This window comes from Aquabacterium sp. A7-Y (assembly GCF_026153205.1).
Lineage (GTDB): Bacteria > Pseudomonadota > Gammaproteobacteria > Burkholderiales > Burkholderiaceae_C > Caldimonas.
Genome location: NZ_JAPFBW010000025.1, coordinates 70,113 through 81,955, shown reverse-complemented (window position 1 = coordinate 81,955; position 11,843 = coordinate 70,113). Strand labels below are relative to the sequence as shown.

At 72.3% G+C, this 11,843-nt stretch carries 10 protein-coding genes; 6 read left to right on the top strand and 4 right to left on the bottom strand.

The annotated features are described in order from the left end of the window. Nucleotides 1–38 precede the first annotated feature (38 nt). Both soxY and soxZ read left to right on the top strand, forming a co-directional pair. Entirely contained in the window at nt 39–500 is a 462-nt protein-coding gene (soxY, locus tag OOT46_RS21270; protein ID WP_265405636.1) for a thiosulfate oxidation carrier protein SoxY, read from the top strand. Nucleotides 501–515: 15 nt separating this feature from the next. Further along, entirely contained in the window at nt 516–827 is a 312-nt protein-coding gene (gene soxZ, locus OOT46_RS21265; RefSeq protein ID WP_265405635.1) for a thiosulfate oxidation carrier complex protein SoxZ, read from the top strand. A gap of 18 nt (nt 828–845) precedes the next feature. Here soxZ and OOT46_RS21260 read toward each other — a convergent pair whose 3' ends face one another. The 3 genes from OOT46_RS21260 to OOT46_RS21250 are packed head-to-tail and all read right to left on the bottom strand — an operon-like array spanning nt 846 to nt 4,593. Beyond that, nucleotides 846–1,175: a hypothetical protein gene (locus OOT46_RS21260; protein WP_265405634.1), complete on the bottom strand. Its 330-nt coding sequence runs from the start codon at nt 1,173–1,175 to the stop codon at nt 846–848. Between the two features lie 14 nt (nt 1,176–1,189). Continuing rightward, on the bottom strand, nt 1,190–1,414 hold the full coding sequence (locus OOT46_RS21255; protein ID WP_265405633.1) for a hypothetical protein: 225 nt from the start codon (nt 1,412–1,414) through the stop codon (nt 1,190–1,192). Then, the gene (locus tag OOT46_RS21250; protein WP_265405632.1) at nt 1,357–4,593 is read right to left on the bottom strand and encodes an MGH1-like glycoside hydrolase domain-containing protein; all 3,237 of its coding nucleotides are present in this window, start codon (nt 4,591–4,593) and stop codon (nt 1,357–1,359) included. The genes OOT46_RS21255 and OOT46_RS21250 overlap by 58 nt, the downstream gene beginning before the upstream one ends. 315 nt (nt 4,594–4,908) lie before the next feature. Between OOT46_RS21250 and OOT46_RS21245 the strand changes: the two genes are divergently transcribed. Continuing rightward, on the top strand, nt 4,909–6,333 hold the full coding sequence (locus OOT46_RS21245; protein WP_265405631.1) for a DUF2868 domain-containing protein: 1,425 nt from the start codon (nt 4,909–4,911) through the stop codon (nt 6,331–6,333). Further along, nucleotides 6,330–7,862 carry a DUF3482 domain-containing protein gene (locus OOT46_RS21240; RefSeq protein WP_265405630.1) on the top strand — a complete coding sequence of 511 codons (1,533 nt, stop codon included), beginning with the start codon at nt 6,330–6,332 and terminating at the stop codon, nt 7,860–7,862. The genes OOT46_RS21245 and OOT46_RS21240 overlap by 4 nt, the downstream gene beginning before the upstream one ends. A gap of 4 nt (nt 7,863–7,866) precedes the next feature. Here OOT46_RS21240 and OOT46_RS21235 read toward each other — a convergent pair whose 3' ends face one another. Then, nucleotides 7,867–8,289, bottom strand: a complete 423-nt coding sequence (locus OOT46_RS21235; protein WP_265405629.1) for a secondary thiamine-phosphate synthase enzyme YjbQ — start codon at nt 8,287–8,289, stop codon at nt 7,867–7,869. 110 nt (nt 8,290–8,399) lie between these two features. On the opposite strand from OOT46_RS21235, the gene OOT46_RS21230 reads away from it, so the two are divergent. Beyond that, nucleotides 8,400–9,473, top strand: a complete 1,074-nt coding sequence (locus OOT46_RS21230; protein WP_265405628.1) for an alpha/beta fold hydrolase — start codon at nt 8,400–8,402, stop codon at nt 9,471–9,473. Nucleotides 9,474–9,741: 268 nt separating this feature from the next. Next, nucleotides 9,742–11,649: a glycosyl hydrolase gene (locus OOT46_RS21225; RefSeq protein WP_265405627.1), complete on the top strand. Its 1,908-nt coding sequence runs from the start codon at nt 9,742–9,744 to the stop codon at nt 11,647–11,649. Nucleotides 11,650–11,843: the final 194 nt, after the last annotated feature.

Below are 11,843 nucleotides of genomic sequence, written 5' to 3'. Positions count from 1 at the left end.
CCCCGGCCCTCGGGCCGTTCGACAGAGGTTTTATTTCGATGCCAGATCGCAGGCAGATCCTGCAAGGCGGCACCGGCACCCTGGTGCTGGGCCTGGCCGCTTCGGCCGGCTTGCTGCCGGCGCCCGCCCAGGCCGCCTGGAACCAGGCGGCCTTCAAGTCCCGCAGCCTGACCGACGTCGCCCGCGCCCTGGGCGGCGCGGCGCCCCAGCCCAGCACCGAGGTGCTGCTGAGTGTTCCGGAGATCGCCGAGAACGGCAGCCTGGTACGCGTCACCGCGGCCAGCCGTCTGCCGGGCACCACCCAGCTGGCCCTGCTGGTCGAGAAGAACCCCAACGCGCTGGCCGCGGTCTTCGAGCTGCCGGAAGGCACCGAGGCGAGCTTCGCGATCAACCTCAAGCTCAGCGAAACCTCGATGGTCTATGCGCTCGTGAAGGCCGGCGGCGGCTACCACTACGCCGGGCGCGAGGTCAAGGTGACGCTGGGCGGCTGCGGCAGCTGAGGCAGGAGGGCGACCATGAGCGAAGCGACCCGCATCCGCGCCCAGCTGCAGGGCGACAAGACCACCGTGCGCGTGCTGATGGCGCACGAGATGGAAAGCGGCCAGCGCAAGGACGCGGCCGGCAAGCCGGTGCCGGCCTGGTTCATCCAGGACGTCACCGTGCAGCACAGCGGCAGGACCGTGCTGGCGGCCCAGTGGGGCCCGGCGGTCTCGAAAAACCCGTATCTGCAGTTCAGCTTTCGCGGCGGCAAGGTGGGCGACAAGATCGCGGTCACCTGGGTCGACAACCGGGGCGAGCGGCGCAGCGACGAGGCGGCCATCGCCTGAGCGGCGCCGTCCGCCGCCTCAGCAATCGGGGCAGGGCTCGATCAGCGCTTCGCCGCTGTCCGCGTCATCGCCCTGATCCACCACGCCGTGGCCGCGGCAGGTCATGCAGTGCTCCGACGGCGCCTCCAGCAGGCCGCGCCAGGGCGCCTGCTGGCAGGGGCTGGAGGAGAGCTGGCGAGCCGCCGCATGCGGGGTGAGCGCGTCGTTGCGCCAGGCGGTTCCATCCCAGCAGCTGTACGGGCCGCCGGGATACTGGCGTTGATAGACCCCCGGGTGGTGCGGCAACTCGCCGCTCGGAAACCAGGGCGTGACGGCGGTGCCGTGAGACGTGGGCTGGCTGGAAGGCATGGGGCCGATTTTATTCACGACGCCTCCCCGAGGAAAACCAGCCGCAGCCCGGCGATGCTCGCGGTGTTGACCGGCCCTGCGCTGCCGCCGTTGCCCGCGTAGCTGGCGTTGCTCGCCAGATAACTCATGTTGAAGTAGTCGTGCAGCTCCAGCCGGTAGCGGCCGGCCGGCAGCTGCGCGGTCACCAGCGTCGAGGACACCAGCGGGTGTTCGCCCTGGTGCTCCTCGACATTCGGCATCTGCACACCCCCCGGGCGACTTCCCGGCCGTCGGCCGACAGCACCCGCAGCAGCTTCACGGCATTGGTGATGCCGGAGTTGATGGCGTGCTGGTGGTTGTTGTACTTCAGCTCCACGCCCCAGAGGCCGGCGCGCCCGATCTGCACATCGCGCACCGCCAGCGTGTCGCCCGGGTCGCCCCACTCGCGCAGGGTGGTTTCGGGCAGGCCGTCGGAGGGCGGCGTGAGCGGCCGGTTGCTCGACACCCGGGCATCGGTGACGGCGATGTTCAGCGCGGCGTCCTCGTCCCAGCAGACCGGCTCGCTGTGCTGGGAGCGGTGGCCGCTGCCTTCGAACCGGGCCTCCACCGCATAGCAGGTGCGGCGCCCGGGCACCAGCGGTGTCGGGTCGGTCCAGCTGCGGGCCGTCAAGCCGCTGGCGGCGAGCGAGCCGTCGCGCCAGATGTGGTAGCGCAGCGCCTGGCCGGCCCCTTCGTTGGCGCTGTCAGAGTAGCGCAGGGTCAGGTGGCCGCCGCCGGCGCCCAGGCTGTCGATCACCGGCGCCTCGGGCGAAAACACGCGCGGGTCGGTGCGGCTGTCGCTCGGCACCTCGGGCACGCGCGCGATGCGGGCGTCACCGGTCTTCAGCGGCGTGAAGTCGACCTCCACGGTGTTGGCCGACTCCGACAGCTGCGTGCGGGTAAGGGGGCCGAGGACCGGCTGGCCGTTGAGCCGCACCGAGGCCGCCTCGTGATAGCCGTTCTCGGCGACGGCCGCGGGCAGGTGCAGCAGGATCTTCAGCGGCCGCCCCTGGTAGCGCAGCCCGTCCAGCACCGCGGTCTCGCCCGCACCCATCGCGCGCCGCGCGGACGCGGTCAGGAACGGCCGGATGTGCAGACCTTCGGCATCCGCTTCATAGCCGAACATCACCTCGGTGACCATACCCAGGTAGCCCGCCACCGACCAGAGCTGGCGGCGCGAGTTGATGGCCGGCCCGTCGTCGTACCAGGGCTTGCCGGTCAGCCACTCGAGGTTTTCCATGTTCGAGAGGTTGAGCGCCGCCCCGCGCATCAGCGAGTCGACCGCATGCGCCGCCACCGCCGGGTTGCGCACCCGCGCCGCCGCGCGCAGCGCATAGGCCGTGACGAAGGGCCAGAGCGAGCGGTTGTGATAGACCGACACCCGGGGCTGCTGCGGCTCGTAGACCGGCGGGCCGAAGGGGGCGTGCGGGTAACGCGCCAGCGCCTCGCGCGCCTGTGCCTCGCTGGCGATGCCCGAGAGCACCGCCAGTGCGGTGCCCAGCATGTCGAACTTGTACACCGCCGCCGGATCGTCGCCGGTGCTCGTCAGGCTCGCGTAGCGCTTGACGTCGTCCAGCCAGAAGCTTGTGTTGATGGCCTGCTTCAGCGCCTCGGCCCAGCCGTCGTAGCGCGCCGCGACCGCGCTCTCGCCGCGCTCGGTCGCCAGCCGCGCCGCCAGCCGCAGGGCCTGGTAGTGGCCGATGTTGGTCGACAGCGCCTTGCTGCTGGACATGCGGGCCAGGTTGTTGACGATCCAGGGGGCATAGGTCTGGGTGCGCCAGTCCAGATAGGACTGCTCGCCGCCGTAGAGGCCCTGCCGGGTGTCGAAGGCCGCTTCGCGGTCGGCCTCCAAAGTGCCGCGCAGCGCCGCATAGGCCTGCTCGACGAAGGCGCTGCGTGCCGCGCCGGTGAGCTGGTGCAGCACACTGTCGGCCGCCCAGGCCCAGGTGACGCGGTCGGTGCTGACGGGCCAGCTGCCGCCCGAGCCGGTGTCCTGCACGATCTGCGTGCTGCCGCTCGGCAGCCCGGCCGGCGCCGCGACCCCTTCGCGCCAGGCGCTGGTCTTGAACAGCAGCGAGTTGACCACCCGCTGCGGGTCGAAGGCGGCGAGCCCCAGGTGGGCTGCATAGGCGAGGTCGCGGGTCCAGACATAGGCCCATTTCTCGCCGGTCTGGAAGCAGTCGCAGGCGACCGGGCTGCCGCCGTTGTAGCTGCTGTCCTGGATGGCCTGCACGCTGTTGAGCCGGGCCTCGTCGACCGCCATCGCGAACAGGCCGTCGAACAGCAGGCTGCCGGTACGCAGGGTGGGACCTGCCGCGTTTTCCTCGACCACCCGGAAGCCCGGGTTGTCGTCGCGTTGCGGCGCGGTGCTGCTGAGGGTGTAGCGGCGCAGGGCGGCCGAGCGGTCGGCCACCGAGACCCGCACCGTGGCACTCTCGCCGCCTGGCTCGGCGGCATAGGCCGGGTAGACCTGCTGCTCGGGTTCGCCGTCGGCGTCGAAGTGCGGCGCCGCTTCTCGGGCTTCGTCCTGGCTCAGCCGGCGCAGCGACAGCGAGACCGCCTCGCCCTCGCGCGCGTCCAGCTTCACCTCGTAGTAAAAGCCGTCGTCGGCGTTCAAGGTGGTGTGGCAGGCGCCGCTGCATTCGCTCAGCGCGGCGGCGGGCTGCCCGGCGCTGGCCTGGCCTTGCCAGCGCCGGCCGTGCAGGTCCTGGATCACGGCCTGGTTGGCGCCGGCCTCCAGCCGCAGCGTGCCGACGTAGCGGCCGTCGCCGCGGTAAGTGAGGGTGGCGGCCTTGCCGTCGCCGCCGCCGACGGCGACCGACAGGGTGGGGGTGAGGGTGGGCTGGTCTTTCACGATGGTGAGCCGGACATCGGGAGTGGCGCCGGGGCCCAGCACCTCGACCTCCAGGTCGAGCAGCACCTTGCCGGAGGGGTCGCCGGCGTCGCTGTCGAGCGGCAGGTAGAGGTTTTTGCTGTCGGCATGGTGCGAGAGTAACGTGACCGACCGGTCCCCTTCGAAACGCAGGGTGGACTGCGCCACCGAGGTGCCTGCGCCGTTGGGCCCCAGGCCGAACTGGTGGGTCCAGCCTGCGCTGCTGATCTTGATGCTGCGGCCGCCGTCGGCCAGGGCCGGGCCGGCACGCAGGTTGTCGAGCCGGTAGACCCCGCGCGCGGCATCGAAGCGGAAACGGTTGGCGTCGGTATGGGTCCAGCCGGTCGGCGTGCCGGGCAGGTAGATGTCGTAGGGCAATTGCAGCCCGGCGGGCGGGTCGGCGCTCGCGTTGTCACCGCCGCTGCCTCCGCCGCAGCCGGCCAGCAGCGCGGCCAAGCCGAGCGCGACGCTCGATGCAGCGGCGCTGCGGCCCCACGCCAGGGCGGGCCTGTCGAAGTTCGATGCCATCGGCTGTCTCCTCGTGGGCGGTGCACTGCAGTGCAGCGGGGCGGCGCCATCAGCGCCAAAGCGGCGGCCATGTAAACACCCCGTCCGGCGACCACAGGTATCCAGACGCAGCAAGGTGTAAAGAGCGTCGCTGCGCCGGTCGCCCCGCGCCCGCATGGCGCCGGTGCGCTGTCCGTGGCGTCGCGACGGCGCGCCGGCCCGGCCTGACGGACAGGCCACTACTTACACAACGCAGGTTCCGGGAATGGCGCCTGCTCAAAAGCTGATGCCGCGGCGACGCCGGCACAATGCCTCGGTCGCCACGACCGCTCCCGCATGACCGAATCCGACGCCCGCCTTCTGTTGTTGACCCGTGCCTTCGAGGATCCTCCCGCGGCGCCCTGGACCGAGGCCGACGCGGCCTCGGCCAGCGCCGAAACCTTGCGGCTCGAAGGCGAAAGCGCGCCCTGGCCGCGGCTGCTGCTGAGGCGCGCGGCGCTGGTGAGGACCGCGCTGGCCGAGCGGCGGGCCCTGCCCGAGGGCGACGAACGGGACGGCGCCTCAGCGGGGGCATGGGCCGCGGCGGCCGTGCTGCTCGCCTTCGTGCTCGGGCTGGCCGGCACCGCCGTGGGCCCGGGGCGGCATATCAACCTGCTCGCGCCGCCGCTGCTCGGCTTGCTGGCGTGGAACCTGGCGGTCTATCTCGGCCTGTTGCTGTCAGCCGCCTTGCCCTGCGGCCGCGGGGCCGGTCCGTTGCGTCGCTGGCTGGCCTCGCTCGCAGCCTGGGTCGGGCCGCTCGCGCGCCGATTGCGGCGCCCCGACAGCTCGCCCGCGCGGGAGCCCTTGCGGCGTTTCGCGACCGACTGGTTGCAGGCCGGCGCTGCGCTGCGCACGGCACGCCTGGGGGCGGGCTTGCACGCGGCGGCCGCCGCCCTGGCGTGCGGCGCCATCGCCTCGCTGTACCTGCGCGGGCTGGTGTTCGAGTACCGCGCGGCCTGGGAGAGCACCTTCCTGTCGGTCGATGCGGTCCACGCCCTGCTGAGCTGGGTGCTGGGCCCGGCCGCGCGCTTGAGCGGCATCGCGCTGCCCGACGTCGCCGAGCTGGCCGGGCTGCGCGCCTCGCTGGGGGGCGGCGAGAACGCAGCGCGCTGGATCCACCTGCAGGCCCTGACCCTGGTGCTCGCGGTGGTGTTGCCGCGCTGCCTGCTGGCGGCGGCTGCGGCCTGGCGTGCCGCGCGGCTCGTGCGGGACTTTCCGCTGTCGCTCGACAGCCCCTATTTCCAGCGGCTGCGCCAGGCGCTGTCGGGCGAGGTGAATCCGGTGCAGGTGCTGCCCTACAGCTACGAGTTGCCCGCAGCACTGCAGGCCGGGCTGCAGCGTTGCCTGGGCCCGGGAGCGGCGGTGCAGCTGCTGCCCGGCGTGCCTCTGGGCGGCGAGGACGACCTGCCGCGCCGGCTCGCCGCGGCGCCGGGCGCGTCCCCGACAGTGCGTCGGGTCGCGCTGTTCGCGCTGACGGCGACGCCCGAGCGCGAGAATCACGGCGCCTTCGTGCGCGCACTGATGCGCGCGCAGGCGAACGGTGGCGAGCTGCAGGTGCTGGTCGACGAATCGGGCTTCCGGCAGCGTTTCGGCGCCGACGAACGACGCCTTGCGCAACGCCGCACTGCGTGGCGCGAGATGCTGCAGGAGCAGGGGCAAAGCCCGCTCTTCGTGGACCTCTCGACGCCCGCGGCCGACGTCGGCGGAAGGAGCGCGGCATGACGGGTATCGCGGCGGATGCGGCCTCCACAACGCTCGCGCTCAGCCTGGTCTCGCACACCAACGTCGGCAAGACCACGCTGGCCCGCACGCTGCTCAGGCGCGACATCGGCGAGGTGCGCGACGCGGCGCACGTCACGCGCCGGGCCGAGCCCTACCTGCTGGCCGAATCGGCGGCCGGCGACCGGCTGCAGTTGTGGGACACACCGGGCTTCGGCGACAGCGTGCGGCTGGCACGCCGGCTGGCGCAGGCCGGCAATCCGGTGGGCTGGTTCCTCACCGAGGTCTGGGACCGCTTCCGCGACCGCGCCTTCTGGTCGGCCCAGCATGCCGTGCGCAATGTGCTGGAGCAGGCGGACGTCGTGCTCTACCTGGTGAATGCGTCCGAGGCCCCTGGGGACGCCGGCTACCTGGACGCGGAGCTGCAGGTGCTGACGCTGGTCGGCAAGCCGGTGCTGGTGCTGCTCAATCAGCTGGGCCGGCCACAGCCGGCGGCCGGCGAGGCGGCCGAGATCGAGCGCTGGCGCGAACGCTGCGCCGGGTCGCCCTGCGTGCGCGAGGTGCTGGCGCTGGATGCCTTCGCCCGCTGCTGGGTGCAGGAAGACGCGCTGCTGGAGGCGGTCGGCCGGCTGCTGCCTGAGGCCAAGCAGGCGGCATCGGCGCGCCTGCGCCAGGCTTGGCAGGCGCGCGGCCGGGCGACCTGGCAGGCGGCGATGCTGCTGCTGGCCGAGCGCCTGGCGCGCGCCGCGGTCGACCGCGAAGTGCTGCCGCCGGCGGGCCTGGGCGGCCGCCTGCGGGAGGTCGGGGCGGCCCTCGGGCTGCGCCACGAAGGCATCGCGACGCCACGGGAGCAGGCCATGCAGGCGCTGGCCGAGCGGCTCGATGCCGAGCTCCGCGCCGGCACCGACCGCCTGATCGCCCTGCACGGGCTGGAAGGCCGTGCGGCCGCTGCCGTGCTGGCGCGCCTGGCGGAGCACTACACGGTGCAGGAGCCGCTGAATGAAGGCAAGGCCGCGGTCTGGGGCGGCGCGCTCACCGGCGCGCTGGCCGGGCTGAAGGCGGACCTGCTCAGCGGTGGGCTGACGCTGGGCGGCGGCCTGCTGGCCGGCGGCGTGCTGGGTGCGCTCGGCGCGGCCGGCCTCGCGCGCGGCTACAACCTGGTGCGCGGCGTCGAGGCGCCGTCGCTGGCATGGTCCCGCGAGGTGCTCGACGAGCTGGTGCACTCCGCCCTGCTCGAATACCTCGCGGTGGCCCATTACGGGCGCGGGCGCGGCGACTGGGCCGAGGCCGAGCACCCGGCGCACTGGCAGGACAGCGTGAAGGCGGTGGTGGCCGAGCGGCAGGCCGGCCTGCAGGAGATCTGGCAGAGCGCGGCGGCGCCCTTGCCGGCCGGCGGGCCGGCCTTGGCGGCGCGGCTGGTGCCGCCTTTGCAGACCTGGCTGGAGGACGCCAGCCGGGACCTGCTGCGGCGCCTTTATCCGCAGACGCCGGAGCGTCTCTTCGAGGGCGACGGCGTGGGATGCGTCACGTAGTGCGTCATTCGCCGAGCAGGTGCAGCGCGACCTCGCGGCGGTGCGCGCGCAGCCGGTGCTCCCAGAGGTAGATCCCCTGCCAGGTGCCGAGCGCGAGCCGGCCCTCCATCAGCGGCACGTTGAGCTGGACCTGGGTGAGCGCGCTGCGCACGTGGGCCGGCATGTCGTCCGGGCCCTCCTCGGTGTGGCGGAACCGCGCGTCGCCGTCGGGGACGAGGCGCGCGAAGAAGCGCTCCAGGTCGGCCTGCACCTGTGGATCGGCGTTTTCCTGCACCAGCAGGCTGGCCGAGGTGTGGCGCACGAACAGCGTCAGCAGGCCGTCGCGCAGGCCGCGCCCGGCGACCCAGGCGCGCACCGGCTCGGTGATCTCGTGCAGCCCGCGGCCGCGGGTGCGGAATTCCAGCGTGGTGAGATGTTGCGACAGCATGGTGAGGGGGGGCGAATCCGGCGGGGCTGCGGCGATTGCTGCAGTGCAGCGAGCGGGCCCGTGCCTTGCCTGTGTTCAGCTCAGAACCAACCAGCTCGGAGCTTATACACATGTCTACGCTGTTCTCCCATCCTGCCAGCGTCGCGAAGGTCGTCGCGGCAGCGGCAGTCGCTGCTGCAGGCACACGCAGGGGGCGTATCGCCATCGCCGCGCTCGCCGGGCTCGTGACCAGCGCCCTCGTGGTGCGCCGGCTGTCCCGGGCCGCCGAGCGCCGCCATCCGCCGTCCGGGTCCTTCATCGAGGTCGACGGCGTGCGATTGCATTACCGCGAACAGGGGCAGGGTGAGCCGCTGGTGCTGCTGCACGGCAATGGCAGCCTGGCCGAGGATTTCGAGATCAGCGGGCTGGTGCAGCGGGCCGCGGCCCGCTACCGCGTGATCGTCTTCGACCGGCCCGGCTACGGCTACAGCGAGCGGCCGGCTGGCCGCCTGTGGGGACCGCAGGCCCAGGCGGAGTTGCTGCTGCAGGCCTTGGCCGCGCTGGACGTGCAGCGTCCCATCGTGCTGGGCCACTCCTGGGGCAGCCAGGTGGCGCTGCAGATGGGCCTGCTGCAGCCGGAGGCGCTGCGCAGCCTGGTGCTGATGTCGGGCTACTACTTCCCGACCCCGCGCCTGGACGTGCCCGTCCTGGCGACGCCGGCGATCCCGCTGCTGGGCACGCTGCTGCGCCACACCGTCTCGCCGCTGCTGTCGCGCCTGCTGTGGCCGGCGATGACACGACGCATGTTCGCGCCCGGGTCGGTGACGCCGGCCTTCCGCGCGCGTTTCCCGAGAGGCCTGGCGCTGCGCCCCGGGGCGCTGCAGGCCAGCGCGGCGGAGAGCGCGATGATGATCCCGGCCGCCGCGCTCTCGCGCGGCCGGCACCGTGAGCTGCAGGTGCCCAGCGTGCTCGTCGCCGGCCTGGACGACCGGCACGTCAACTCGCGCTGCCAGTCGGCGCGGCTGCACGAGGAGCTGCCGCTCAGCCGGCTGCACCTGGCGCCCGGCGCGGGGCATATGGTGCACCACGTCGCGACCGACGAGGTGCTGGCGGCGATCGACGAGGCTGCAGCGCTGGCGGCGCGGCCCGCTTCTCAGCGGGAAGGGAGCGCCCCGAGGGGCCTGCAGGCTGCTAGCGCTTCCTGAGGTCCGCACGCGGGGGCGAGCCCGCATGTTTCAAGGACGTCGAGACGCTTCTCCGGCAACGAGGGGCGGGGAGCGCCGTGCTCGGAAGGCGCCGTCACGTCTGTACCGGCCTTCGGTAGGGCGCGAATGACGGCGGCACAGGCCGCCGACACAGGCAGCGGCTTACGCGAACGGTACTTCCACACGGGGGTCGGCGCTTTGCAGCGCCGAGGGCGCAAGCGGATGTTACTGCTGTCGCAAAGCCGGGTATCCCCAACCCGAGATGTCCATGAAACCGATCGCCTCGCTCGCGCTCCTCGTCCTGCCCGCCCTGGTCCTGACGGCCTGCGGCGGTGGGGGCGGCGGCGGCGCGGATGCTTCCCCGTCCCCCGCACAAAGCGTCACGGCCCCGGTCACCGGGCAGCCGGTTGCCACCACCTCCAGCCCTTCGCTGCAGCTGACCGCGATGCCGGCGTCGACCACGCCGCTGCCGACGGCGCTCGCGCCGCTCGCGGGACTGACCGAGCTGCAGGTCGCCGCCGCCGCGCCGGCGGTCGTCGCGCCGCTCGTGGTAGCCCGCTCCACCTTCGAGGAGGCTTTCTCTTCGCGGGCCCCAGGCTGGACCGTCAACGCCTACAACGGCGCGACCTGGAGCGCCGCCAAGAGCAACGATGCCGCGACCGGCACCGGCGCCCAGTCCTTCACGCTGCTGGGCAAGGGCACCGGCGACGCCACCCTGTACCGGCCCTATCTGCTGAAGCAGGGCCGCGTCTATGAGGTGCGCGTGAAGTACAAGCTGCCGGCCGGCGTGAAAGCCACGCTGATGCTGCGCCACGACGTCCAACCCTGGGATTCGCTGGCGCAGCAGACCGTGGTCGGCACTGGCGCGTGGCAGCCGCTGACGCTCAAGGCGGCCTTCCCCTACGCCGACCAGAGCGGCAGCTTCCGTGTCGCGCACCACGAGCTGAACACGCCCATCCTGATCGACGATTTCGAGATGATCGAGTCGCGTCCCCACCTGCTGGCGCAGGCCAAGGGCCAGCCGGTCTCGCCGCTGTTCAGTGGCATGCACGTCAACAAGCTGGGCCAGCACAACAGCTGGCCCGCGCTGGGCGTGGAGGTGCTGCGCCTGCACGACACCGGCACCACCTGGCGCCTGCTGCAGCCCGAGGATGCACCCATCGACTGGGTCAACAACGGCAGCGCGCGGCGGCTGGACTACTACGTCTTCAACTCGGCGCGTTTCGGCTCCGAGCTGGTCTACACCTTCTCCGGCACCCCGACCTGGGCCGCCAGCGACCCCACCCTCAGCGGCGTGGCCGGTCCCGACGGCGCCGTCTCGGGCCTGAAGGACGTCGAGGCCTTCCGCCGCTTCGTGCGCGAGCTCGGCCAACGCTACAAGGGCCGCATCCGCTACTGGGAGGTGTGGAACGAAGCCAACTACAACGGCTTCTGGCGCGGCGGCACCCGGCAGCTCGCCGAGATGACCGCCATCGCGGCCGAGGAGCTGAAGGCCATCGACCCGGCCAACAAGATCATCGCGGCCAACATCAGCTGGATCGGTCAGCACTGGCTGGAGAACTACCTTGACGACGGCGCGGCCCAGCACGTCGACATCCTGTCCTACCACTACTACGGCAGCGCGGACGCCGAGGTCGCGGCCTCCTTCCAGTACAACATGCGCTCGCTGGCCGAACGCCACGGCCTGGGCCACCTGCCGATCTGGAACACCGAGGGCGATTCGACCTGCACAGCGGGTGCCGTCGTGTGCCCGGGCCTGGACCCGCAAGTGGAGCACGCCCGCCTCAACGCCCGTGCGCTGCTGACGATGGCCGCGGCCGGTGTCGGCAACTACAACTACTACACCATGGAAGGCCGGCTGCCCGAAAAGGCGCTGCTGTCGAACGAGGACTGGGTCACGATGACGCCGGTGGGCCTGGCCTATGCCGAGGTGAGCCGCTGGCTGCGCGGCGCGACGCTGCAGGACGGCTGGTGCGAAGCGGCTTACTGCGCGGTCCTCCTGCAGGGTCGCGGCTGGGCGGTGTGGCCTTTGCGCGACAACGTGAACGCCACCTTGCCCTTCGTTCCGGCGGCTGCGCGCCTGCTGGACGGGCAGCGTGTGACGCTGTCCGGCAGCAACCGCTTCCTGCTGCAAGGACCGGTGCTGTTCGAGCTGCCCGGCGCTGCAGCCTTCTGAGAGTAGGCCGGGGCGCATGGCGCGCCCCGGCAACGCAGCCGCCCCGAAGGGCGGCCCGAGTCCCCGTTGTTGCAGTGTGAGCCGAGCTGCTTGACGGCCGTGTGAAGGCCGAGCGTCTTGGCGGTGATTTCCGAGCTGTCATGTCCGCTTTGCGGTCCACCGGCCCAATGCCGCCGTCGGCGCCAAGGCCGCCC

Bases quoted from the DNA above. Each gene is read 5' to 3' on its own strand.
- soxZ (WP_265405635.1), top strand. From the start codon at position 516: ATGAGCGAAGCGACCCGCATCCGCGCCCAGCTGCAGGGCGACAAGACC.
- OOT46_RS21230 (WP_265405628.1), top strand. From the start codon at position 8,400: ATGTCTACGCTGTTCTCCCATCCTGCCAGCGTCGCGAAGGTCGTCGCG.
- OOT46_RS21235 (WP_265405629.1), bottom strand. From the start codon at position 8,289: ATGCTGTCGCAACATCTCACCACGCTGGAATTCCGCACCCGCGGCCGC.
- OOT46_RS21240 (WP_265405630.1), top strand. From the start codon at position 6,330: ATGACGGGTATCGCGGCGGATGCGGCCTCCACAACGCTCGCGCTCAGC.
- OOT46_RS21245 (WP_265405631.1), top strand. From the start codon at position 4,909: ATGACCGAATCCGACGCCCGCCTTCTGTTGTTGACCCGTGCCTTCGAG.
- OOT46_RS21260 (WP_265405634.1), bottom strand. From the start codon at position 1,175: ATGCCTTCCAGCCAGCCCACGTCTCACGGCACCGCCGTCACGCCCTGG.
- OOT46_RS21255 (WP_265405633.1), bottom strand. From the start codon at position 1,414: ATGCCGAATGTCGAGGAGCACCAGGGCGAACACCCGCTGGTGTCCTCG.
- OOT46_RS21250 (WP_265405632.1), bottom strand. From the start codon at position 4,593: ATGGCATCGAACTTCGACAGGCCCGCCCTGGCGTGGGGCCGCAGCGCC.
- OOT46_RS21225 (WP_265405627.1), top strand. From the start codon at position 9,742: ATGAAACCGATCGCCTCGCTCGCGCTCCTCGTCCTGCCCGCCCTGGTC.
- soxY (WP_265405636.1), top strand. From the start codon at position 39: ATGCCAGATCGCAGGCAGATCCTGCAAGGCGGCACCGGCACCCTGGTG.